The organism is Paraburkholderia unamae (assembly GCF_003096875.1).
Taxonomy (GTDB): Bacteria; Pseudomonadota; Gammaproteobacteria; order Burkholderiales; family Burkholderiaceae; genus Paraburkholderia; species Paraburkholderia unamae.
In genome coordinates this window covers 817375-838616 of the sequence record NZ_QEOB01000001.1, presented here as the reverse complement: position 1 = coordinate 838616, position 21242 = coordinate 817375, and the positions used below count along the sequence as shown (strand labels likewise).

Sequence of the window (21242 nt, the reverse complement as noted above, 5' to 3'; positions counted from 1 at the left end):
CTCAACCGCAGCGGCCGTAGGTATCGTCGAAGCGGACGATATCGTCCTCGCCCAGATACGCTCCCGACTGCACCTCGATGATTTCGAGCGGCACCTTGCCGGGGTTTTCGAGCCGATGCCGCACGCCAAGCGGAATGTAAGTCGACTCGTTCTCGCTCATCAGGAAGGATTCCTCACCACGCGTGACGAGCGCGGTGCCGCGCACCACCGTCCAGTGTTCGGCGCGATGGTGATGCAGTTGCAGCGACAGGCGCGCACCCGGCGTGACCACGATGCGCTTGACCTGGAAGCGCTCGCCCTGATCGATCGAATCGTAAAAGCCCCATGGGCGCTGCACCTTGCGGTGCGAATCGGCCTCCGGTGCGCGCTGCGCCTTGATACGCGCGACGAGCCCCTTCACGTCCTGCACTTTCGAGCGGTCGGCCACGAGCACGGCGTCGGCGGTTTCGACGACCACGAGGTTCGAGGTGCCCACGCAGGCCACGAGCCGCCCGTCGGAGTGCGCGTAGGTCGCGACCGCCCCTTCGAACAGCACGCGCCCGCGCCCCACATTGCCGTCTTCGTCCTTGTCCATCGCGGCCCATACGGCGTCCCACGAGCCGAGGTCCGACCAGCCCGCGTCGAGCGCGACCACCACGCCCTCGGGCGTCCAGCCTTCGCTGGCCGACAGGCGCTCCATCACCGCGTAATCGATCGAGTCGGCGGGTGCGCCTTTGAACGCCGCCACGGCAGGCCGGAACACGGCGCCGTCATGCTGGCCGTCCACGAAGGCGGCAAGACACGCCTCGTGCATGTCGGGTTGCAGCGCGCGCAGTGCGTCGAGCCACACGCTCGCGCGCATCACGAAGATGCCGCTGTTCCACCAGTAGCCGCCTTGCGTGACGTACTGCATGGCAAGCTCGGGCGCCGGTTTCTCGACGAAGCCGTCGATGCGGCGCGCGCCGTCTTCGAGCGCCTCGCCCACGCGGATATAACCGAATCCTGTTTCAGGCGAGCGCGGCGGCACGCCCAGCGTGACGATGGCGCCGCGCTGCGCGTGGCGCGCGGCGCATTCGAGAGCGCGCTGTAGCGCCCCGACATCGGCGATGGCGTGGTCCGAGGGCATCACGACAAGGATCGCGTCGTCGCCGTTGGCGCACGCTAGCGCCGCGCCAAGCGTGAGCGCCGGCGCGGTATCGCGCCGCGCGGGCTCGACCACGAGCCGCGCGTCCATGCCGCAAGCACGCAGTTGATCGACGATCACGAAGCGATGTTCTTCGCCACATACGACGATCGGTGCGCTCGCGACCTGCCACTCGGGCGAAAAGCCGTCGAGACGATGCACGGTCGCTTGCAGCAGCGTGTCGCTGCCCACCACGCCAATTAGCTGTTTAGGAAAATGTTCGCGCGACATCGGCCACAACCGTGTGCCCGAGCCGCCTGCCAGCACGATGGGCACGATGCGCGTACACGCCGCCGCGCCTTCGGGCGCGCTGCGCTCGCTCTCGGCACGGGCCTGACCCTGCTGGATCGATGACCTTTCAATCATATTCGGACTCCTGCATATCGGGCAGGATCGGCTCGGCTCGCGATGTGCGATCCCCGAAGTGCGATCCCCTTTGTAACGAAGTGCGACCGTTGTTACCGCTGCGTTACGACATCGGCGTTGCGTGCGCGCGTCACGACATCTAGACGCCCGCTTCGCGACGGCTTTGTTCGCGGTATTCGGTGGGCGAAATCATCATGCGCTTGCGAAAGATCTTGGCGAGACGGTCGCCATTGCCCATGCCGGTGCGCCGCGCGATCTTGTCGACCGGCAATTCCGAATCGGTGAGCAGGCTGCACGTGATCGCAAGACGCGCATGCAACAAGTAATCCGATGGCGTGATGCCCATTTCGAGCTTGAAGCGGCGTAGAAAATTGCGTTCGCTCATGGCCGCCACCTGCGCCGCGTCCGCAATCGAAATGGCTCGCTGGCAGTTCTCCTGTAGCCAGCGCGCCGCCGCCCTGACCTTGTCGGCCGGTGCACTGCCGAGTGCGTCGCCAAGGAAAGGCATGAGGTTGCCGCCCGAATCGGGCATGAGCCGCTCCGTTACCGCGCGCGCAACATCCACACCCAGATCGCGCTTGACGAGCGTGAGGGCGCTTTTCATCGACTCGAGCCGGTCGCCGGCGTCGCCGCCGGTTTCGTCGCGACCGTTCTGCATCGCGTACGAACCGAACTCGTGCTGTGTGCGCTGACTGCACAGGCTCGCCGCCTCGAGCAACGAACGGCCTTCGCCGATCGGACGAATGGTGCCGGTGTTCGCATGCACGTGACGCAGCCACGCAATGAGGCGCTCGTCGTTGGCGGCCGTGAAGGCGCCCTTGCCGCCCGCCACGAACAGCGCGTCGAAGCCCACATAGTGACGCGCGTCGAGCCCGTCGGTCCATACCCGCACCGACGACGAACAGGTGACGTTGCCGCCATCGGCGGAAAGGATGCTTACATCGTAAGGCGAAGTACGGGCGGTGTCGGTCGAGAGTTCATTAGCGACATGAAACACTTCCGCCACAATCCCGGCGCCGAGAAGCGAACAACCATCGAACAGCAGAATCGCGATGTGACGCACCTCTCGACTGATGCCCGCGGTAACCAGATGCGGGCGACTGTACGACGGCAAATCCAGACTTGCGTACGCCATGCTTTTCCCCTAAACAGTCCCCCGTCCGAAGCGAAAAGTCCCGGTAATAGCATTTCGATAGCATTCCGTGTGCAGTGCATCATAGGCAGATAAAAATTCCTGCAACGACGACTGACCGAAACTGGCGAGACATTGGCGCATTTAGTCCGGTCGCGGACCGATTAGAAGCATGCGCACAACTGCATGAGACAAGGAGCAAACTGCGTGAAAGGCAATTCGTTCGATTACATCAACCTGGCAAAAATGGCTGAAATGCTGATAGAGCGGTATTTTCGCCTTTGTTACTACCAATTCCTCAATGCCTGCCGATCGATGCGTGCGCACGGGATGGAGGCTAATCAGGCGATAAAAAACCGCCTGCCTATTCGTCTGATTAAATGATGTTTAAGAGGCATTGAGCACCGATTCAGCCGATGTGAAGCGCATTTTAAACCCATTAATTCCTGGGTGCGTCGCACAATAAAAAAATTCACAAACAGGCAATTTATATGAAAGCGCTAAGCGAGCACTGCACAAGTCATGCGCGAAGGCTTGTGGAGAAATTGCGAAAAATAACTGGACCCTGGCGTCAAGTGACGCGTGCAAGCAACTAGTCTTAGCCTTTCAGGTTGTGAGGAAAGCCCTATGACTGAGCGCTCCGACGTTGCGTCAACACTCATGAAGCACACCCGCGCGGCGCTCGCGCTCGCGGGTTTATTGGCGTCATTCACCTGCCACGCCGCCGATGCGCCCGTATGCAGCAGCAGCAGCGGCCGCGCCGCGGCGGCGGGCGACGAACTCATTGCGGCCGACACACCCGGCAGCGACGGCACGCAACTCTTTCCTCGCGGCAAGAGCATCCGTATCGACGTCACGACGCGCGCCACGCGCGACGACAAGGTGCGATGGGACATCTCCGACACGTGGAGCCGCACGCAGGCAAGCGGCAGTTTCGCGGTGGCGGCGGGGCCACGCGTCACGTCACTCACCTGCACGATGCCGCAGGCGGGGTACTTCGCGTTTTCGGCTTCACTGGCATCGCAGTCGTCAGCGGGTTTGCCCCAGCGCGGCACGCGGCCCGCCGGCATCGCGACCTTCGGCGTGCTGCCCGACGTGAGCAGCGCACTGCCCGCGCCCACCTTCTCGCGCCAGGACCTGCACCGCTTCGGCGGCCAAGGCTCCGCCTATATCGCGCCGGGACAGCACTGCTGCGGCGGCGACGGCCTGCGTCCGCTCTATACGGATCTGGGCCTCGCGTGGGCCAACGACAAACGCGGCTGGTACGTCATGGAACCGAAAGGTCCCAACACGTTCGATCCCGCCAGCTCGGAACTCGATCTCCAGTTCAAGCCCGGCGACATCATGCGCTTGATCCAGCTCGACGGCATTCCCGCATGGGCGAGCCCGAACGGCCAGGAAACGCACAGCTTCGCGCCGAACTCGCTGGGTCAGTTACGCGATTACATGGCGCGCGTGGGCACGGAGTCCGCACGCATCCGAGCGAAAACCTTCCCGCGCCAGGCGCGCAATTACTATCAGGTCACCTGGGAACCCGACGCGGACGGCGGGCTGCCCTGGAAAGACACCGATGCGCATTTCGTCGATCTCTACAAGACGATTTACGAAGGCATTCACTCGACCGACCCGTCGGCGGTCGTCATGGGGCCCACCTACGCGGGCGTCCAGGGCAACACGAAGTGGTTGAAGCAGTTCGCACCGCTTGGCATTGCCAGGTATCTGGACGGTGTGACGATCCACGGCTACTACGACTTCGGCACGAGTCCCTCGCATCCACCCGAGCGGCTCTACGGCACGCCCGACAAAGGCACGCTCTCGCTGCCCGAGGCCATGCGCGAACTGCGCGCGACGATGCGCGACGTGCTCAAGCCGGGCGCACCGCTCTTCGTAACCGAAACGGGCATCAGCTACGACATCGGCAAAAACTACGCGCCTGACTATCCCGATGCGCAAACGCTCTACGCGCAGGGCGCGGTTGTCGCGCGCGCGCATCTGATCATGCTCGGCGAGGGCGCGGACACGACCTTCATTTTCTATGGCGCGGATATGCCGGAGACCACGGCGGGCTACGGCGTATTCTTCGAGCTCGATCATCCCAAGGGCATGTATGGCGCGTCGAACATCAGCCCGAAGCCGGCCGCGCTCGCGGTCGCCACGATGACGCGGCTCGTCGACGGCACGTATACGCTCGGACCGCTGCGCGGCACGCCCGCGGGCGTCTACGCCTATGCGTTCGCGCGGCCGAACAATGACAAAAGCAATGGCAAAAGCGGCGGCAAGGTGATCACGGCGCTGTGGAGCCACGACAACGCGCGCTGGAGCGCGAAAGCCGGCTTCGACTCGATGCGCGCCACGAACTACACGCTCCAGGTGGACGCACGCGGGCGCTCGGGCCAGGTCAGCGTCTTCGACATGATGGGCAACCCCACGACGATGACCTACAACGACGGCATGCTGCCGCTGCGCCTGACCGAGTCGCCCGTCTATGTCGTGTCGGACAACGCGGACGTCATGCGCTCGAATGCGATCACGCCCGCGGGATACGTCGCTCCGAAGCCCTGAGCGCCGCGCGAGCGCCCCAATCTTGGCCCACGATAGCGAGACTTAGGCGGCTGCGGACAGTGCAACGCGAAATTGGGCCGCCTAGACTGCTGTTGAACGCGCTGCTGATGAACGCGCCCTGCTCACAGCGGCTGCACCCGGACCATCGCATCGACACGACCGAGACCCCACGGATACGCTCCTCCATGCTGTCGCCTACCGAATTCCTCGAGGTGGTGCGGCTCGCACCGCTCGTAGCGATCGACCTGATCGTCGCCGACGCCGATGGCCGCGTGCTGCTTGGCCAGCGGCGCAATCGCCCGGCGCGCGGCACCTGGTTCGTACCGGGCGGCCGCATCCGCAAGGACGAGCGGCTCGACGCCGCGTTCACGCGCATCGTCCAGACGGAGCTCGGCATTGCGAGCATGCAGCGCTCGTCGGCGCGCTTCGTCGGCGTGTACGAGCATCACTATCCGGACAACTTCGCGGCCGAGAACGGCATCGGCACGCACTATGTCGTGCTCGCCTACGCGTTCATGCTGGACAGCACGGTGCCCGTGGGTCGTTTCGACCAGCACAGCCAGTATGCGTGGCTGTGGCCGGAAGAGTTGCTCGTGCGCGATGACGTGCACAAGAATACGAAGGAGTACTTTCGATAGGGTTTGACCGGCGCGGGACGGGCGCGAACGATGCGGCTCGCGCCTCAGGAAGGATGCGCTACCGCGCGTTCATTCCACCACAGCCGTCTGCGCAATTGATGCGGTGGCCGCCGTGCCAGCGTCGTCGGCATCGACAGCCGCGAGGTTGGCAACGGGCGCGGCCCGCTCGCGCAGCCACGCACCGAATGCGTCGCGCAGTTCGGGATGGCGCAGCGCGTAATCCACCGTCGCCTGGAGATAGCCGAGCTTGCTGCCGCAATCGAAGCGGCATCCCGTGTAGCGATACGCGAGCACCTGCTCGGCCGCGAGCATCGACTGGATCGCGTCGCTCAACTGCCACTCTTCGCGCGGCGCGGGACGCAAGGCGCGCAAATGATCGAAGATGCCCGGCATCAACACGTAGCGTCCCACGACACCGAGCGTGGACGGCGCGTCGTCGGGCTCGGGCTTCTCCACGATGCGCGACATGCGGAACACGTGCTCGTCCCAGGGGCGACCCGTCACGACGCCATACGAGCGCGAATGCTTGCGCTCGATGTCCTCCACCGCGACGAGGGAACAATGGTAGTGGTCGAAGCGCTCCAGCATCTGCGCGAGCACGGGCGTGTCGGCATCGATGAGGTCGTCGGCGAGTAGAACCGCGAACGGCTCGTCGCCGATGATCTTCTGCGCGCACAGCACCGCATGCCCGAGACCGAGCGGCTCGGGCTGGCGCACGAATATGCATTCGACATGCGCGGGCTTGATGCCCTGCACGGTTTCGAGCAGCGCCGCCTTGCCGCGCGCCTGAAGCTCGCGCTCGATCTCATAGGACTTGTCGAAATGGTCTTCGATGGCGCGCTTGCCGCGCCCCGTCACGAAGATCAGTTCGGTCACGCCCGCGGCCACGGCCTCTTCGACCGCATATTGAATGAGCGGCTTGTCCACGACCGGCAACATTTCCTTGGGGCTTGCCTTGGTGGCCGGCAGGAAACGCGTGCCGAGACCCGCAACCGGAAAAAACAGCCTTGCGCACTTTTATCATGATCGTCTCGTGTCTCGCAGCGGTTCGGTGGCGCGCCCGGAGGTGCGGCGATCATGGACGCGAAGCCAGCTTACCCAGCGGATATCGAGCCATTCTGCCAACTTCTCGGCATTTTCAGACTGTGGCGTGCGGTGGCGGCGGACCGGCCTATCATGAATCCCGAGAGCGTGATGTGAACGCGCACACGAGCCAAGCCCGGGCGCGCGACGCAAAAACGCAACGTACTCCTGCGAATCCTTTCTGCGCGAGGAACCGGCCATGCACATCGATCGGGTGGTCTGCCGGCAAGCCGCCTTCCAGCCGCGCGGCGCTCATTTCAAGTTCGGACACGTGGCCAAACGCATCGGCATCCTGGTTTTCGAGGGCTTCCCGCTCGGGGACGTGACCTTGCTCGCCGACGTGTTTCGTCTTGCAAACGACGCCTGCGCCGACACACTCCCCGCCTACTCGCTCGTCTTGCTTTCCGAGGCTGGCGGCAACGTGGCCAGCGGCTGCGGCCTGCGCGTATGGACCGAAAGCCTGCACGGGCCGCTGCGCAGCGGCTTCGACACGCTTTTCATCGCGGGCGGCCGGGGCGCGGCCGAAGCGCGCGACAACGTGCGGCTCATCGCGCGGCTGCAAGCGCTCGCGCCGAAGGTGCGCATCCTGCGTGCGCTCGGCGAAGGCCGCGCCGTGCTCGCCGCCGCCGACGTTCCCTTCCTGCGCGGCAGCGGCAACACGGCGACCTCGGCGCAGCGACTGCGCCGCGCGCTCGAAGCGCGCAACGCGGGCGCTTCGGTCATCGCGCCTTCGGAGGCGCTCGTCGCCGCGCTCAAGGTCGTCAAGCGCAATCACGGCGTGGCGCTCGCGCAGCGCGTGTCCGAGGACTCGATGCCGGGTTCGTGGGAGCGGCTTGGCCCCATGCTCGACGACGGCGAGTCGGACAGCGCCAACGGCAAGATCAATTCGGCCGCGCACTGGCTGCGCGAGAACTATCACCAGCCGATCTCGGTCGCCGACGCGGCGCGCGTCGCGCAAATGAGCATGCGCAATTTCCTGCGCCACTTCAAGACGCAGACGGGCCTCACGCCCTCCGAGTACCTGCTGCGCACGCGGCTCGACGCAAGCTGCCTGCTGCTCGCGCAAACCAATCTGCCGATCGACGAGATCGCGCAGCGCTGCGGCGTGCCGCGCGGCGAACGGCTCGCGCGCATCTTCCGGCGGCGGCTGTCGATTTCGCCGTCGGGGTATCGCGCGGTGAACCGGCGCGCTTCGGGTGAGTGAGGTGGCGCGAGATTGGAGCCTTCCTGAAGCTGGCAACGGGCCGCATAACAGGCCATAAATCAGGCCGCAAACGCACGACGCCGCGCATTCGCGCGGCGTCGTTTTCATTCAGACGGGGTTGCCCGGCCGGTTACAGCATGCCGGAGCCGAAGATCTCCGTGTGAATGCGCGAGGCATCCACACCGCGTGCAATCAGCGCCTCGCGCTGCTCGCGCATGAAGGCCACGGGACCGCACAGATAGTAGTCGGCATCGGGCAGCATCACGTCCGCTTCGATGAGGCCGATGTCCATGCGGCCTTCGAAGTCGTAATCCACACCCTTGCGGTCGGCCGCGCCCACTTCTTCGTAGAACACCGCGCGCTTGACGTTTGGATACTCCGAAACAGCGTGACGCAGGAAGTCGCGGAATGCATGCACCTTGGTGTTGCGGCAGGCGTGCACGAACGTCACCTTGCGCTCGCTGCGCCCGGCGAGCAGCGTGGCAAGCATCGACTTCATCGGCGTGATGCCCACGCCGCCGCTCATCAGCACGACCGGCGTGGTCTTCTTGCGATCGAGCGTGAATTCGCCCATCGGCGCGCTCACGTGCACTACCGTCCCCTCTTCCACGCCGTCGTGCATGAGGTTCGACACGTGGCCCGGCTGCGCGTCGCCGCGGCCCGCCTCGCGCTTCACGGAGATGCGCAGCCACTTGCCGTTGGGCGCGTCAGAAAGGCTGTACTGACGCGGCTGGTCCACGCCGAGCTTGTCGACGAAGCGCGTCACGCTCACGTACTGGCCCGGCTCGAAACCGCCAGCCGACGCACCGTCGGCCGGTGCGAGATAGAACGAGGTGATCTCGTCGCTTTCAACTTGCTTGCGCATTACCTTGAACGGGCGGAAGCCGCTCCACGACGCGCCCTCGTACAGCTTCGCCTCGGTGCCGATCATGATGTTCGCGAGCTGGTCGTAGGCGACGGTCCAGGCTTCGAGCGTGGGCGAGTCGACGGCGTCGCCGAGCACGTCCACAACGGCGCCGAGCAGATGGCGGCCGACGATCGGATAGTGCTCGGGACGGATGTTCAGGCTCGCGTGCTTGTGCGCGATATGCGTGACCGCGCCGCCCAGCGCGCCGAGGTTGTCGATGTTCGCCGCATAGGCGTAGACGGCGCGCGCGAGGGTTTCGGGCTGGCTGCCGCTTTGCTGGTGCGTCTGGTTGAAGATGTTCTTGAGCTCGGGATGCGCGGCAAACATGCGCTGGTAGAAATGCTTGGTGATCGTGGCGCCGTGCTCGGCGAAAACGGGCGCAGTGGCCTTGACGCGGGCGATCTGGTCAGCGGTGAGCGCAGTCATTTGCGGCTTCTCCTTGTTAAACATGCACACAAGATACATCTTTAACGCGACAGGCCGACCCAGGCATTTTGTCGCACCCCTGCATTTTCCGGATTGCGCCGCGCGCGAGGCCGCGGCGGGTAGCCGCCGCAGGGGCTCGCACAGGTCTTTTACGACGCGGGAAAGCGTGTTTCACCCCGTCGCACGCATGACGGCTTGCGTCGAATCGCGGGCCTTAGTTCGAACCCTCTTTATGCGCCCTTGCCCGCGCCCCGATCGTGCCGCCAGAGCACGTCGCTGCCGCCCGCCGCGCGGTTGAGCACGCGCGCGAGCACGAACAGCAAATCGGACAGCCGGTTCACGTAGCGGCGCGGCGTGTCGGCGAGCGGCGCTCCCGAGTTCGGCGCGGCGCCCAGCGCGACGACCATGCGCTCGGCGCGCCGGCAAACGGTGCGGCAGACGTGTGCCAGCGCGGCGGCGCGAGAGCCGCCCGGCAGGATGAACTCCTTGAGCGGCGGCAGCGTCGCGTTGTAGTGCGCGAGCCAGGCGTCGAGGCGCGCGAGGTGCTCGTCGGTGACGAGCGTGTGGCCCGGTATGCAAAGCTCGCCGCCCAGATCGAACAGATCGTGCTGGATCGCGACGAGCGCTTCGCGCACGTCGTCGGGAAGCGTCTCGCACAGCAGCACGCCGATCTGCGAATTCAGCTCGTCGACGTCGCCGATCGCGGCGATGCGCGCGTCGTCTTTGCGCACGCGGCTGCCGTCGCCGAGTCCGGTCGAACCGTCGTCGCCGGTGCGTGTCGCGATCTTGCTCAGGCGATTGCCCATGATGTACCCCTCCGAGGCGGTGGATTGGCGCGGCTTGCGCATGGCGCGCCATTATAGGTTTCGTGCAGCGCAGCATGGGGGCGCGCCGCGCGGGCGCGAACGTTCAGCGTAAAATGAACCGAGCCAGAAATCACGTCCATACGAAGGAGACACCCGCGTGAATCACCCCGCGCCGCCGGCTACCGCACGCCGCCCGTTCCCCACCGTTCTCCTCGATGAATTGCGCAGCGCGTTCGGCGAACGCGTCTCCGTCTCCGAAGCCGTGCGCGCCCATCACGGCCGCGACGAGTCGCCCTTCGACCCGCAACTGCCCGACGCCGTGGTGTTCGCGCAGAGCACCGAGGAAATCCAGACCATCGTCAAGCTGTGCGCCCGCCATGGCGTGCCGATCATTCCTTACGGCAACGGCTCGTCGCTCGAAGGCCACTTGCTGGCCGTGCAGGGCGGCGTGTCGATCGACCTCTCGCAGATGAACCGCGTGCTCTCGATCAACGCCGAAGACCTCACCGTGACGGTGGAGCCGGGCATCTCCCGCAAGCAGCTCAACGAAGCGCTGCGCGACACGGGCCTGTTCTTCCCGATCGACCCGGGCGCGGACGCGAGCATTGGCGGCATGTCGGCCACACGCGCCTCCGGCACCAACGCCGTGCGCTACGGCACGATGCGCGAGAACGTGCTCGGCCTCACCGCCGTGCTCGCCGACGGCCGCGTGATCAAGACCGGCACGCGCGCGCGCAAGTCGTCGGCGGGCTACGATCTCACGCGCCTGTTCGTTGGCTCGGAGGGCACGCTTGGCATCATCACCGAAATCACGGTGCGGCTCTACCCGCAGCCCGAGGCGGTTTCGGCGGCGGTGTGCGCGTTCCCCTCGATGGCCGAGGCCGTGCGCACGGTGATCGAAACGATCCAGATGGGCGTGCCGGTCGCGCGCGTGGAGTTCATCGACTCGCTCGCGGTGCGCGCGATCAACAAGCATTCGAACCTCACGCTGCGCGAGAAGCACACGCTCTTCTTCGAATTTCACGGCACCGAGGCCGGTGTTGCGGAACAGGCGCAGATCGTTCAGGAGATCGCCGCGCAGCACGGTGGCGAAGGCTTCGAATGGGCCACGCGCCCTGAAGACCGCAGCCGCCTCTGGAACGCGCGCCACAACGCTTACTTCGCGATGTTGCAACTGAAGCCCGGCTGCCGCGCGGTCACAACCGACGTGTGCGTGCCGATCTCGCGCCTTGCCGAATGCGTGATCGAGACGGAAACCGACCTCAAGGCCTCGCCGCTGCCCTGCCCGATCGTCGGCCATGTGGGCGACGGCAACTTCCACGTGGCGATCCTGATCGACCCGGACAAGCCCGAGGAGATCGAGGAAGCCGAGCGCCTGAACCACCGCATCGTGCAGCGCGCGATCGCCATGGACGGCACCTGCACCGGCGAGCACGGCGTGGGGCTGCACAAGATGGGTTTCCTCGTGGAGGAGCACGGCGCGGACACCATCGACACGATGCGCGCGATCAAGCATGCACTCGATCCGCACAATCTGATGAATCCGGGCAAGATCTTCAGCTGGGCGGCCTGAGACGCGCCAGGCGCGTAGCGCCGCCCATGCGCCGCCGGAGCGCACGCAAGATGCGCCCGGCGGCACGACAAACACGCGGGAGGAGACATGAACGCACCGGACGGGAAAATGCCCGACCTGAGCCCGGAAGCACTCGCGCAACGCCAGCGCGAAGTGGTTCAGGCGCTGATGGCAGTGCTGCCGGCGCACTGCCTGCTGCATCGTGAAGAAGACACCGTCGCCTACGAGTGCGACGGGCTGGCCGCCTACCGGCGGCTGCCGCTCGCGGTGGCGCTGCCGGAAACCGAGTCGCAGGTGCAGCGCATCGTGCAGATCTGCCGGCGCCTCGACGTGCCGATCGTGCCGCGCGGCGCGGGCACCGGCCTCTCGGGCGGCGCCATGCCGATCCGGCACGGCATCGTGCTTTCCGTCGCGCGCTTCAAGCGCATTCTCGAAGTCGATCCCTACGCGCGCACGGCCACCGTGCAACCCGGTGTGCGCAATCTCGCGGTGTCGGAAGCCGCGGCGCCCTTCGGCCTCTACTACGCGCCCGACCCTTCCTCGCAGATCGCCTGCACGATAGGCGGCAACGTTTCGGAGAATTCGGGCGGCGTGCATTGCCTCAAGTACGGCCTCACCGTGCATAACGTGCTGCGCGTGCGCGCGGTGACGATGGAGGGCGAGGTCGTCGAATTCGGCTCGCTCGCGCCCGACGCGCCCGGCCTCGATCTGCTCGCGGTGATGATCGGCAGCGAGGGCATGTTCGCCATCGTGACCGAAGTCACCGTGAAGCTGATTCCGCGCCCGCAAACGGCGCAGGTGATCATGGCGAGTTTCGACGACGTGGTGAAGGGCGGCGACGCCGTGGCGGGCATCATCGCCTCGGGCATCATCCCGGCGGGCCTCGAAATGATGGACAAGCCGGCCACCCGCGCCGTGGAAGAGTTCGTGAACGCGGGCTACGACCTCGACGCCGCCGCGATCCTGCTGTGCGAAGCCGACGGCACGCCCGAGGAAGTGGCCGACGAGATCGCGCGTACGACCGTAGTGCTGCGCGAGCATGGCGCGACGCGCATCCAGATTTCGCGCACCGAGGAAGAACGCCTGCGCTTCTGGTCGGGCCGCAAAAACGCGTTTCCGGCGGCGGGCCGCATCTCGCCCGACTACTACTGCATGGACGGCACCGTGCCGCGCCGCGCGATCGGGCCGCTGCTCGCGCGCATCCACGAGATGGAAAAGCAGTATGGATTGCGCTGCATCAATGTTTTCCATGCGGGCGACGGCAACATGCACCCGCTCATTCTCTTCAACGGCAACGACCTCGACGAGTGGCATCGCGCCGAGGCCTTCGGCTCGGACATTCTCGAAACCTGCGTCGAGCTGGGCGGCACGGTCACGGGCGAGCATGGCGTGGGCATCGAGAAGATCAATTCGATGTGCGTGCAGTTCTCGCCCGAGGAGCGCGACGCGTTTCACGCGGTGAAGCACGCGTTCGACCCGGCCGGGCTGCTCAACCCCGACAAGGGCATTCCCACGCGCGCGCGCTGCGCCGAGTACGGGCGCATGCACGTGCGCGGGAATCTGTTGCCGCACCCCGAGTTGCCGCGCTTCTGACAGACGGACTAACAGAGGCACCAACAGACGCACAAGCACGCGCCAGCCACCGCGCCGCTTATGCGTTTCGCGTGACCCGCATGCGGGTCCGCTCCGGGTTGTCAGGCGAGGTTCGCTCAGTACAATCGAACGAACCATATAACGAACGAGCGCGACCATCACGACATGGAAGAGGACGACATCGTCTCGGACTGGTCCGAACGCATCCGCACCGCGAGCGCCGAAGGCCGCGCGCTGCGCATTCGCGGCGGGGGCACCAAGGACTGGTACGGCCAGACGCTCGAAGGCGAGATTCTCGACACGCGCGCCCACCGCGGCATCATTGCCTATGACCCGGCCGAACTCGTGATCACGGCGCGCGTCGGCACGCCGCTCGCGGAAATCGAGACAGCGCTCGCGGCGCACGGCCAGATGCTCGCCTTCGAGCCGCCGCATTTCGGCGCCCAGGCGACGCTCGGCGGTTGCATCGCGGCAGGCATTGCCGGGCCGCGGCGCGCGAGCGCCGGGGCGCCGCGCGACTTCGTCCTGGGCGCGGTGCTCATGAACGGCCACGGCCAGGTGCTGCATTTCGGCGGCCAGGTCGTGAAGAACGTGGCGGGCTACGACGTCTCGCGGCTCATGGCGGGATCGCTCGGCACGCTCGGCCTGTTGCTGGAGCTCTCCGTGAAGGTGCTGCCCGTGCCGCAGGCCGAAACCACGCTCAAGTTCGACATGAACGGCACCGACGCCGTGCGCAAGCTCAACGAATGGGGCGGCCACCCGCTGCCGATGACGGCGAGCGCCTGGCGCAACGGCACGCTCGCGGTGCGGCTTGCGGGCGCGGAAGCGGCCGTGAAAACGGCGCGCTCGAGCCTGGGCGGCGAAGTGGTGGACGCCGTGGAAGCCGAGCGCTTCTGGGCAAGCCTGCGCGAGCAGACCGATCCGTTCTTCGCCTCGATCGCACCGAACGCGGCGCTGTGGCGGCTCGCATTGCCGTCCATCGCCGAGCCCCTGCAACTGCCCGGCGCACAGCTCATGGAATGGGGCGGCGCGCAGCGCTGGTGGATCACCGAAACCGACGCGCAAACGGTGCGCATCAGCGCGAAGCAGGCGGGCGGCCACGCCACGATATTTCGCACCGGGCGCGACTACGACCGCAGCGCGGGCGTGTTCACGCCCTTGCCCGCGCCGCTCATGAAGATTCATCGCGGCCTGAAAGCCGCGTTCGACCCGGCCCGCATCTTTAATCGCGGCCGGCTGTATTCCGACTTCTGACGACACCGACACGCGGCGATGCAGACGAACCTCGCGGACTTCATTCGCAACACTCCCGACGGCGACGAAGCCGACGCGATCCTGCGCAAGTGCGTGCATTGCGGCTTCTGCACCGCGACCTGCCCGACCTATCAACTGCTTGGCGACGAGCTGGATGGCCCGCGCGGGCGCATCTACCTCATGAAGCAGATGGTGGAAGGCGCGCCGGTCACGAAGAGCACGCTCATGCATCTGGACCGCTGCCTCACGTGCCGCAGTTGCGAGACCACCTGCCCTTCGGGCGTGCAGTACGGGCGCCTCGTGGAGTTGGGCCGCAAGCACGCCGAGCACATGGTGGAGCGGCCGCTGCGCCAGCGCTTCATGCGCCGCCTGCTCGCGGGCCTGTTGCCGCGCCGTGCGCTTTTCACGCCCGCCATGCGCCTCGGGCAGCAGGTGCGCCCGCTCCTGCCCAAGCGCCTGCGCGACAAGGTGCCGGTGCGCCAGCGCCCGCTCGCGTGGCCCACGGCGACGCACGCGCGCAAGATGCTGATGCTGCAAGGCTGCGTGCAGCCTTCGATGATGCCCAACATCAACATCGCCACTGCGCGCGTGCTGGACGCGCTCGGCATCGAAACGATCGTGGCGCCGCAGTCGGGCTGCTGCGGGGCGATCCGCCTGCACATGGGTTACGCCGACGACGCGCTCGCCGACGTGCGCGCGAACATCGACGCCTGGTGGCCCTACATCGAGCAAGGCGTGGAAGCGATCGTGATGAACGCCTCGGGCTGCGGCGCGACGGTGAAGGAATACGCGCACCTGCTGCGCGACGATCCGGCCTACGTGGAAAAAGCGCGCCGCGTGGTCGAACTCACGCGCGATCTTTCCGAATTGCTGCCCGCATTCGAGGAGCAACTCGTCGCGACCACGCGGCGGCGCGGCATCAAGACGGTGGCATGGCACCCGCCGTGCACGCTTCAACACGGCCAGCAGTTGCGCGGCGGCGTGGAGAAGCTGCTCACGGCGCTCGGCCTCGACGTGCGGCTGCCCGCTGACAGCCATCTTTGCTGCGGCTCGGCGGGCACCTACTCGATCATGCAGCCGCGCCTTTCCTATGCGCTGCGCAACCAGAAGGTGGACCGGCTCCAGGCCCTGGAGCCGCAACTGATCGTTTCGGCCAACATAGGCTGCATCACGCACCTGCAAAGCGGCACGGCAATTCCGGTCACGCACTGGATTGAACTGGTCGAACATATGCTGGCGGCGAATTAGGCAGGGCTGAGGGCAACCGGGCGACTGAGCGCATCGGGGACGGAACCAGCGTAACGAGGCGCCGCCCACGCAAACAGTCGGCCAAATGGCGTAGGAAGGGTCCTACGCTTTCTGGCCAGTTTTTCGCGCCTTGCGCAGTCCGTATAATGGCCGTCGTTCTGATCGTTTTGGATCCAAAACCGGCGTGCACCCGTGAGCGCGCCGGCCTCAAGCACGATGACCGATCTCTCCCACAATCTCGAAGCCGTCCGCGAGCGCATCGCCGCCGCCGCCCGTAACGCCGGCCGCGACCCGCAAAGCGTGGAGTTGCTCGCGGTTTCGAAAACGTTTCCCGCGCAGGACGTGCGCGCCGCCCACGCCGCCGGCCAGCGCGCGTTCGGCGAAAACTACGTGCAGGAAAGCGTGGACAAGATCGAGGCGCTCGCCGACCTGCGTGCAGGTCTCGAATGGCATTTCATCGGGCCGCTCCAATCGAACAAGACACGCCCCGTGGCCGAGCGTTTCGACTGGGTCCATTCAGTCGATCGTCTGAAGATTGCCGAACGCCTGTCGGCGCAGCGTCCGGCCGGCATGGCGCCGCTCAACGTCTGCCTGCAAGTCAACGTGAGCGGCGAAGCCAGCAAGAGCGGCGTCACCCCGCAAGAAGCGCAGCAGGTCGCGAGGCAGATCGCGGCCCTGCCCAACCTGCGCCTGCGCGGGCTCATGTCGATCCCAGAGCCGGAAACCTCGCTCGAGGCGCAACGCGCGCCGCACCGCCAGTTGCGCGAGCTGTTCGACGCGCTCTGCGCAGAAGGCCTCGCGCTCGACACGCTCTCCATGGGCATGTCGGCCGACCTAGAAGCCGCGGTGCTGGAAGGCGCGACGATCGTGCGCGTCGGCACCGCGATCTTCGGCGCGCGCGACTACTCTCACTGATTCACTGACCGATTCCATCACCATGAAAATTGCCTTCATCGGCGGCGGCAACATGGCCGCCGCACTCATCGGCGGCCTGATCCGCAAGGGCGTTCCCGCCGACAACCTCTACGCGATCGATCCGAACGAGGACGCCCGCAAGCGCAGCGCCGAGCAGTTCGGCGTGCGCACCGGCGCCGCCGCGGACGCCGCACTCGCCGCGTACGACGCGGTGCTGATCGCCGTGAAGCCGCAAATCGCCAAGGCCGTGGCCGAAGGCATCGCGCCGCACCTGGGCGCGCATCAGGTCGTCATCAGCATCATGGCCGGCATTCGCATCGACGACTTGTCGCGCTGGCTGAACGGCCATGCGCGCGTCGTGCGCACGATGCCGAATACCCCCGCGCTGATCGGCATGGGCGCAACTGGCCTCGTCGCAAGCAGCGGCGTGGACGCGGCGGGCCGCCAGCTCGCCTCGGACGTGCTCGGCGCCGTCGGTCAAACCGTCTGGTTCGACGACGAAGCGAAGATCGACGCGGTCACGGGCATTTCGGGCAGCGGCCCGGCCTACGTGTTCTATTTCATCGAAGCGCTGGAAGAAGCGGCGCGCCAGCTCGGCATGGACGAGCAGCAAGGCCGCGCGCTCGCCATCGCCACGTTCACGGGTGCCGCGCAGCTCGCGCTGCAATCGGACGAGCCGCCCGCCGTGCTGCGCGAGCGCGTGACGTCGAAGGGCGGCACCACCGCCGCCGCGCTGGCGTCGTTCGACGCCTCGGGCGTGAAAGCCGCCATCGTCAAGGGCGTGCTCGCGGCCGATGCGCGCGCGAAGGAAATGGGCGAAGAGTTCGGCAAGCAGTAAGCCAACAGGTCCCGAATAAAAAAAGCGCCGGGTGTGTCATGCACACCCGGCGCTTTTTCATATGAAGTCGATGCGGCTTTAGAGCCCCGCGACGGCGTAATGCGCCGCGATCCCCACGAACAGCACGCCGCCCAGCCAGTTGTTGTGGCGGAACGCCGCGAAGCACGGCATGCGCTCGCGGTCTTTGATCAGCGTGTAGTGGTAAATCGCGCAGCCCACGGCCGCCGCCCAACCGAGCCAGTAGAGCCAGCCGAAGCCCAGCGCCAGGCCCACCCACACGTAAATGCCGAGCGTGACCGCATAGCAGAGCATGATCGCGAACACGTCGAAGCGGCCGAAGGTGAGCGCCGAGGTGCGAATGCCGATCTTGATGTCGTCGTCGCGATCGACCATCGCGTATTCGGTGTCGTAGGCTACGGACCAGAACACGTTCGCGGCCAGCATAATCCATGCGAGCGTCGGCACGTGGTCCTGCACGGCGGCGAACGCCATGGGAATGCCGAAGCCGAACGCGATGCCCAGATACGCCTGCGGAATCGCGAAAAAGCGCTTCGTGAACGGATACGAGGCCGCCACGAACAGCGCCACGACCGAAAGCTGCTTGGTGAGCCCGTTCAGCGGCAAGATGAGCAGGAACGACACGAGCGCGAGCCCCGCCGCAATCGCCACGGCCTCCCACGCCCGGATACGGCCCGACGTGATCGGACGCTCGGCCGTGCGCTTCACATGGCGGTCGAAGTCGCGGTCGGCGTAATCGTTGATCGCGCAGCCCGCCGAGCGCATCAGCACCGTGCCGATGGTGAAAATGACCAGCAGCGAGACCGGGGGATGGCCGTCGGAGGCGATCCACAGCGCGTTGAGCGTCGGCCACAGCAGCAGCAGGCTGCCGATCGGCTTGTCCATGCGGACGAGCCGCAAATAGAGCGGGAGTCGGGCGAACATGATCGGGGCGGGAAAAGCAATGCCGCTATTGTAGGCCAGGGCGCGGGCGCTTCGCCGCGAGCCGCGCCCGCGTCCGCGCAAAAACGCAGGCCCGCCGGGCATCCGGCGGGCCTGCGTCGCAAACTCGTCGCAACTCGTCGCAATCAGTGAGCGGCGCCTGCGCGCCGCGTGCGGATCAAGCGAGTAGCGAGCGCAGCATCCACGCGGTCTTTTCGTGCGTCTGCATGCGTTGCGTGAGCAGGTCGGCGGTCGGCTCGTCGTTGGCGGCTTCGGTTGCCGGGAAGATCGCGCGCGCCGTGCGCACCACGGCTTCCTGACCTTCCACGAGCTGGCGGATCATGTCTTCCGCCGCGGGCACGCCGTCGGCTTCCGGAATCGACGAGAGCTTCGCGAACTCCTTGTAGCTGCCCGGTGCGTGCACGCCCAGCGCGCGAATGCGCTCGGCGATCGCGTCGACGGCAAGCGCGAGTTCGTTGTACTGCCCCTCGAACATCAGGTGGAGCGTGTTGAACATCGGCCCCGTGACGTTCCAGTGGAAGTTGTGCGTCTTCAGATACAGCGTGTAGGTGTCCGCGAGCAGGCGCGAGAGGCCGTCCGCGATCTTCTTGCGATCCTTGTCGCTGATGCCGATATTCACATGCTGTATGGTTGCTTTTTTGGCCATGACGACTCCTTGTGTAGCAATGAGACTACGCGTGCGTGTCGATGCGCTGCCGTCGCGCACTCGCCTCACAGGCGCCGCGCGAGAGCTCGATCGGCTGCCAGTGTAGCCTGGAAATATCGAAAAACCGGCTCATCCGGCCCTACTGTCCGGGTCGAGCCGCGTCGATGTCCGGGCGCCTGGCGCAAAGTGCGCGAGACTCAGTGACCCGCCAGATGCGCGAGGACTTGCGAGGCGATCGCGACGAAACCGCTCGCGAGAATCGCGAAGCTCACCACGCGGCGCACGATCTGCGTGCCTTCGGCGCGTGTTTGTGCCATCGCGGCGGCTGCGCCGGAGCCCAGGGTCTTGCGGGTCATCGTCATCGTTCGGGTCATGATCGTGCTCCTTTGACGTCACGGTTCCTGCTCATTGCGGGGCGGCTCGCAGGTACAACGATGCGACAACGAGCCACGCCCCGTTTCCTTACTTCGCCTGCTCCGCAAGCTTCGCGATCGCGTCGATCACGCCTTGCGCATACGCCGGATCGGCGCGGCGGAAGTGCTCGATCTGACGCTCGACGATCTCCTGCGGCACGCCGTCGATATGCCGCGCGATGTTCGCGAAGAGCCGCTCGCGCTGGCCCGCGTCGAACAACCGGAACAGCGCGCCCGGCTGGCTGTAGTAATCGTCGTCCTCGCGGTGATCGTAGTGATCGACCGCACCCGCCGCGAGCGGAGGCTCGCCCGCCTGCGGACGCTGTGCGAAGTCGCCGAAGCGGCTCGGCTCGTAGTTCACGGTGCCGCCCAGGTTGCCGTCGGTGCGCATCGCGCCGTCACGGTGATACGAGTGGAACGGGCAGCGCGGCGCGTTCACCGGAATCTGGTGATGGTTGATGCCGAGGCGATAACGCTGCGTGTCGCCATACGAGAACAAGCGGCCCTGCAACAGGCGGTCCGGCGAGAAGCCAATGCCCGGCACCACGTTCGCGGGCGAGAAGGCGGCCTGCTCGACATCGGCGAAATAGTTCTGCGGATTGCGGTTCAGCTCGATCGTGCCCACGTCGATCAACGGGTAATCCTTGTGCGGCCACACCTTCGTGATGTCGAACGGGTTGTACGGCACCTTCGCGGCGTCGGCCTCGGGCATCACCTGAATGCGGAAATGCCACTTCGGGAAATTACCCTTCTCGATCTCGCTGAAGAGGTCGCGCTGTGCCGATTCGCGGTCCTGAGCAATCACCTGCGCCGCTTCGGCGTCGCTGTAGTTCTCCACGCCCTGCGCCGACTTGAAGTGAAACTTCACGTAAAAGCGCTCGTTGTTCGCGTTGATGAACGAGAACGTGTGCGAGCCGAAGCCGTGCTGCTGGCGATAGTTCTTCGGAATGCCGCGATCGCTCATCAGAATCGTCACCTGATGCAGCGACTCGGGGTGCCGCGCCCAGAAGTCCCACGCCGCCACGTTGCTGCGCATGTTCGTGCGCGGATCGCGCTTTTGCGTGTGGATGAAGTCCGGGAACTTGAGCGGGTCGCGAATGAAGAACACCGGCGTGTTGTTGCCGACGATGTCCCAGTTGCCCTCTTCCGTGTAGAACTTGATCGAGAAGCCGCGCACGTCGCGTTCGGCGTCGGCCGCGCCGCGCTCGCCCGCCACGGTCGAGAAGCGGATGAAGAGCGGCGTTTCCTTGCCGGCTTCGCCGAACACTTTGGCCTTGGTGAAGCGCGAGATGTCGTGCGTGACCTTGAGCGTGCCGAACGCGCCCGAGCCCTTGGCGTGCACGCGGCGCTCGGGAATCACTTCGCGGTCGAAGTGAGCGAGCTTTTCGAGCAGCCACACGTCTTGCAGCATGACGGGACCGCGCGGACCGGCGGTGAGCGAGTTCTGGTTGTCGACGACGGGCGCGCCTGCGGCCGAGGTGAGGGTGCGGTCGGTCATGTGCTGGATTCCTTGTCT

18 protein-coding genes and 1 pseudogene are annotated in these 21242 nt (G+C 66.0%); 10 read left to right on the top strand and 9 right to left on the bottom strand.

Annotation, left to right across the window (positions count from 1 at the left end):
- Window position 1: 1 nt before the first annotated feature.
- Together C7402_RS03715 and C7402_RS03710 are read right to left on the bottom strand one after the other, a co-directional pair.
- Window positions 2-1528 carry a mannose-1-phosphate guanylyltransferase/mannose-6-phosphate isomerase gene (locus C7402_RS03715; protein ID WP_112171880.1) on the bottom strand — a complete coding sequence of 509 codons (1527 nt, stop codon included), beginning with the start codon at window positions 1526-1528 and terminating at the stop codon, window positions 2-4.
- Window positions 1529-1667: 139 nt separating this feature from the next.
- A complete protein-coding gene (locus tag C7402_RS03710; protein ID WP_112171881.1) occupies window positions 1668-2663 on the bottom strand; it encodes a GlxA family transcriptional regulator in 996 nt (331 codons plus the stop codon).
- Between the two features lie 204 nt (window positions 2664-2867).
- Here C7402_RS03710 and C7402_RS46735 point away from each other — a divergent pair, with 204 nt between their 5' ends.
- From C7402_RS46735 to C7402_RS03700, 3 genes are all read left to right on the top strand, one after another.
- Complete coding sequence (locus tag C7402_RS46735; protein WP_165841770.1) at window positions 2868-3044, top strand: hypothetical protein; 177 nt, start codon at window positions 2868-2870, stop codon at window positions 3042-3044.
- A gap of 243 nt (window positions 3045-3287) precedes the next feature.
- Window positions 3288-5222, top strand: a complete 1935-nt coding sequence (locus C7402_RS03705) for a hypothetical protein (RefSeq protein ID WP_133254409.1) — start codon at window positions 3288-3290, stop codon at window positions 5220-5222.
- Window positions 5223-5407: 185 nt separating this feature from the next.
- A complete protein-coding gene (locus tag C7402_RS03700; RefSeq protein ID WP_112172114.1) occupies window positions 5408-5860 on the top strand; it encodes a GDP-mannose mannosyl hydrolase in 453 nt (150 codons plus the stop codon).
- Between the two features lie 69 nt (window positions 5861-5929).
- Here the strand turns inward: C7402_RS03700 and galU are convergent.
- Window positions 5930-6884, bottom strand: a pseudogene (gene galU / locus C7402_RS03695) (UTP--glucose-1-phosphate uridylyltransferase GalU).
- 258 nt (window positions 6885-7142) lie between these two features.
- Between galU and C7402_RS03690 the strand changes: the two are divergent.
- Complete coding sequence (locus C7402_RS03690; protein WP_112171884.1) at window positions 7143-8147, top strand: GlxA family transcriptional regulator; 1005 nt, start codon at window positions 7143-7145, stop codon at window positions 8145-8147.
- Window positions 8148-8277: 130 nt separating this feature from the next.
- Here C7402_RS03690 and hmpA read toward each other — a convergent pair whose 3' ends face one another.
- Together hmpA and C7402_RS03680 are read right to left on the bottom strand one after the other, a co-directional pair.
- Window positions 8278-9480: an NO-inducible flavohemoprotein gene (hmpA, locus tag C7402_RS03685; protein ID WP_116609623.1), complete on the bottom strand. Its 1203-nt coding sequence runs from the start codon at window positions 9478-9480 to the stop codon at window positions 8278-8280.
- 230 nt (window positions 9481-9710) lie between these two features.
- A complete protein-coding gene (locus C7402_RS03680) occupies window positions 9711-10286 on the bottom strand; it encodes a cob(I)yrinic acid a,c-diamide adenosyltransferase (RefSeq protein ID WP_116609683.1) in 576 nt (191 codons plus the stop codon).
- Between the two features lie 157 nt (window positions 10287-10443).
- Between C7402_RS03680 and C7402_RS03675 the strand changes: the two genes are divergently transcribed.
- The 6 genes from C7402_RS03675 (at window position 10444) to proC (ending at window position 17707) form a co-directional block, all read left to right on the top strand.
- Window positions 10444-11859, top strand: coding sequence for an FAD-binding oxidoreductase (locus C7402_RS03675; RefSeq protein WP_116609622.1), 1416 nt, complete (start codon window positions 10444-10446; stop codon window positions 11857-11859).
- Between the two features lie 108 nt (window positions 11860-11967).
- Entirely contained in the window at window positions 11968-13452 is a 1485-nt protein-coding gene (locus C7402_RS03670) for an FAD-linked oxidase C-terminal domain-containing protein (RefSeq protein ID WP_372460341.1), read from the top strand.
- Between the two features lie 165 nt (window positions 13453-13617).
- Complete coding sequence (glcE, locus tag C7402_RS03665; RefSeq protein ID WP_116609621.1) at window positions 13618-14706, top strand: glycolate oxidase subunit GlcE; 1089 nt, start codon at window positions 13618-13620, stop codon at window positions 14704-14706.
- Between the two features lie 18 nt (window positions 14707-14724).
- On the top strand, window positions 14725-15954 hold the full coding sequence (gene glcF, locus C7402_RS03660; protein WP_116609620.1) for a glycolate oxidase subunit GlcF: 1230 nt from the start codon (window positions 14725-14727) through the stop codon (window positions 15952-15954).
- Window positions 15955-16170: 216 nt separating this feature from the next.
- A complete protein-coding gene (locus C7402_RS03655; RefSeq protein ID WP_112171890.1) occupies window positions 16171-16869 on the top strand; it encodes a YggS family pyridoxal phosphate-dependent enzyme in 699 nt (232 codons plus the stop codon).
- 22 nt (window positions 16870-16891) lie between these two features.
- Window positions 16892-17707 carry a pyrroline-5-carboxylate reductase gene (proC, locus tag C7402_RS03650; RefSeq protein ID WP_112171891.1) on the top strand — a complete coding sequence of 272 codons (816 nt, stop codon included), beginning with the start codon at window positions 16892-16894 and terminating at the stop codon, window positions 17705-17707.
- A 78-nt stretch (window positions 17708-17785) separates the two neighbouring features.
- On the opposite strand, the gene ubiA is transcribed toward proC, so the two are convergent.
- The 4 genes from ubiA to C7402_RS03635 form a co-directional block, all read right to left on the bottom strand.
- Window positions 17786-18649, bottom strand: a complete 864-nt coding sequence (gene ubiA, locus C7402_RS03645) for a 4-hydroxybenzoate octaprenyltransferase (RefSeq protein WP_116609682.1) — start codon at window positions 18647-18649, stop codon at window positions 17786-17788.
- A gap of 175 nt (window positions 18650-18824) precedes the next feature.
- Window positions 18825-19313, bottom strand: a complete 489-nt coding sequence (locus C7402_RS03640; RefSeq protein ID WP_112171892.1) for a Dps family protein — start codon at window positions 19311-19313, stop codon at window positions 18825-18827.
- A 197-nt stretch (window positions 19314-19510) separates the two neighbouring features.
- A complete protein-coding gene (locus C7402_RS46730) occupies window positions 19511-19687 on the bottom strand; it encodes a hypothetical protein (RefSeq protein WP_165841769.1) in 177 nt (58 codons plus the stop codon).
- Between the two features lie 88 nt (window positions 19688-19775).
- A complete protein-coding gene (locus tag C7402_RS03635) occupies window positions 19776-21224 on the bottom strand; it encodes a catalase (protein WP_116609619.1) in 1449 nt (482 codons plus the stop codon).
- Window positions 21225-21242: the final 18 nt, after the last annotated feature.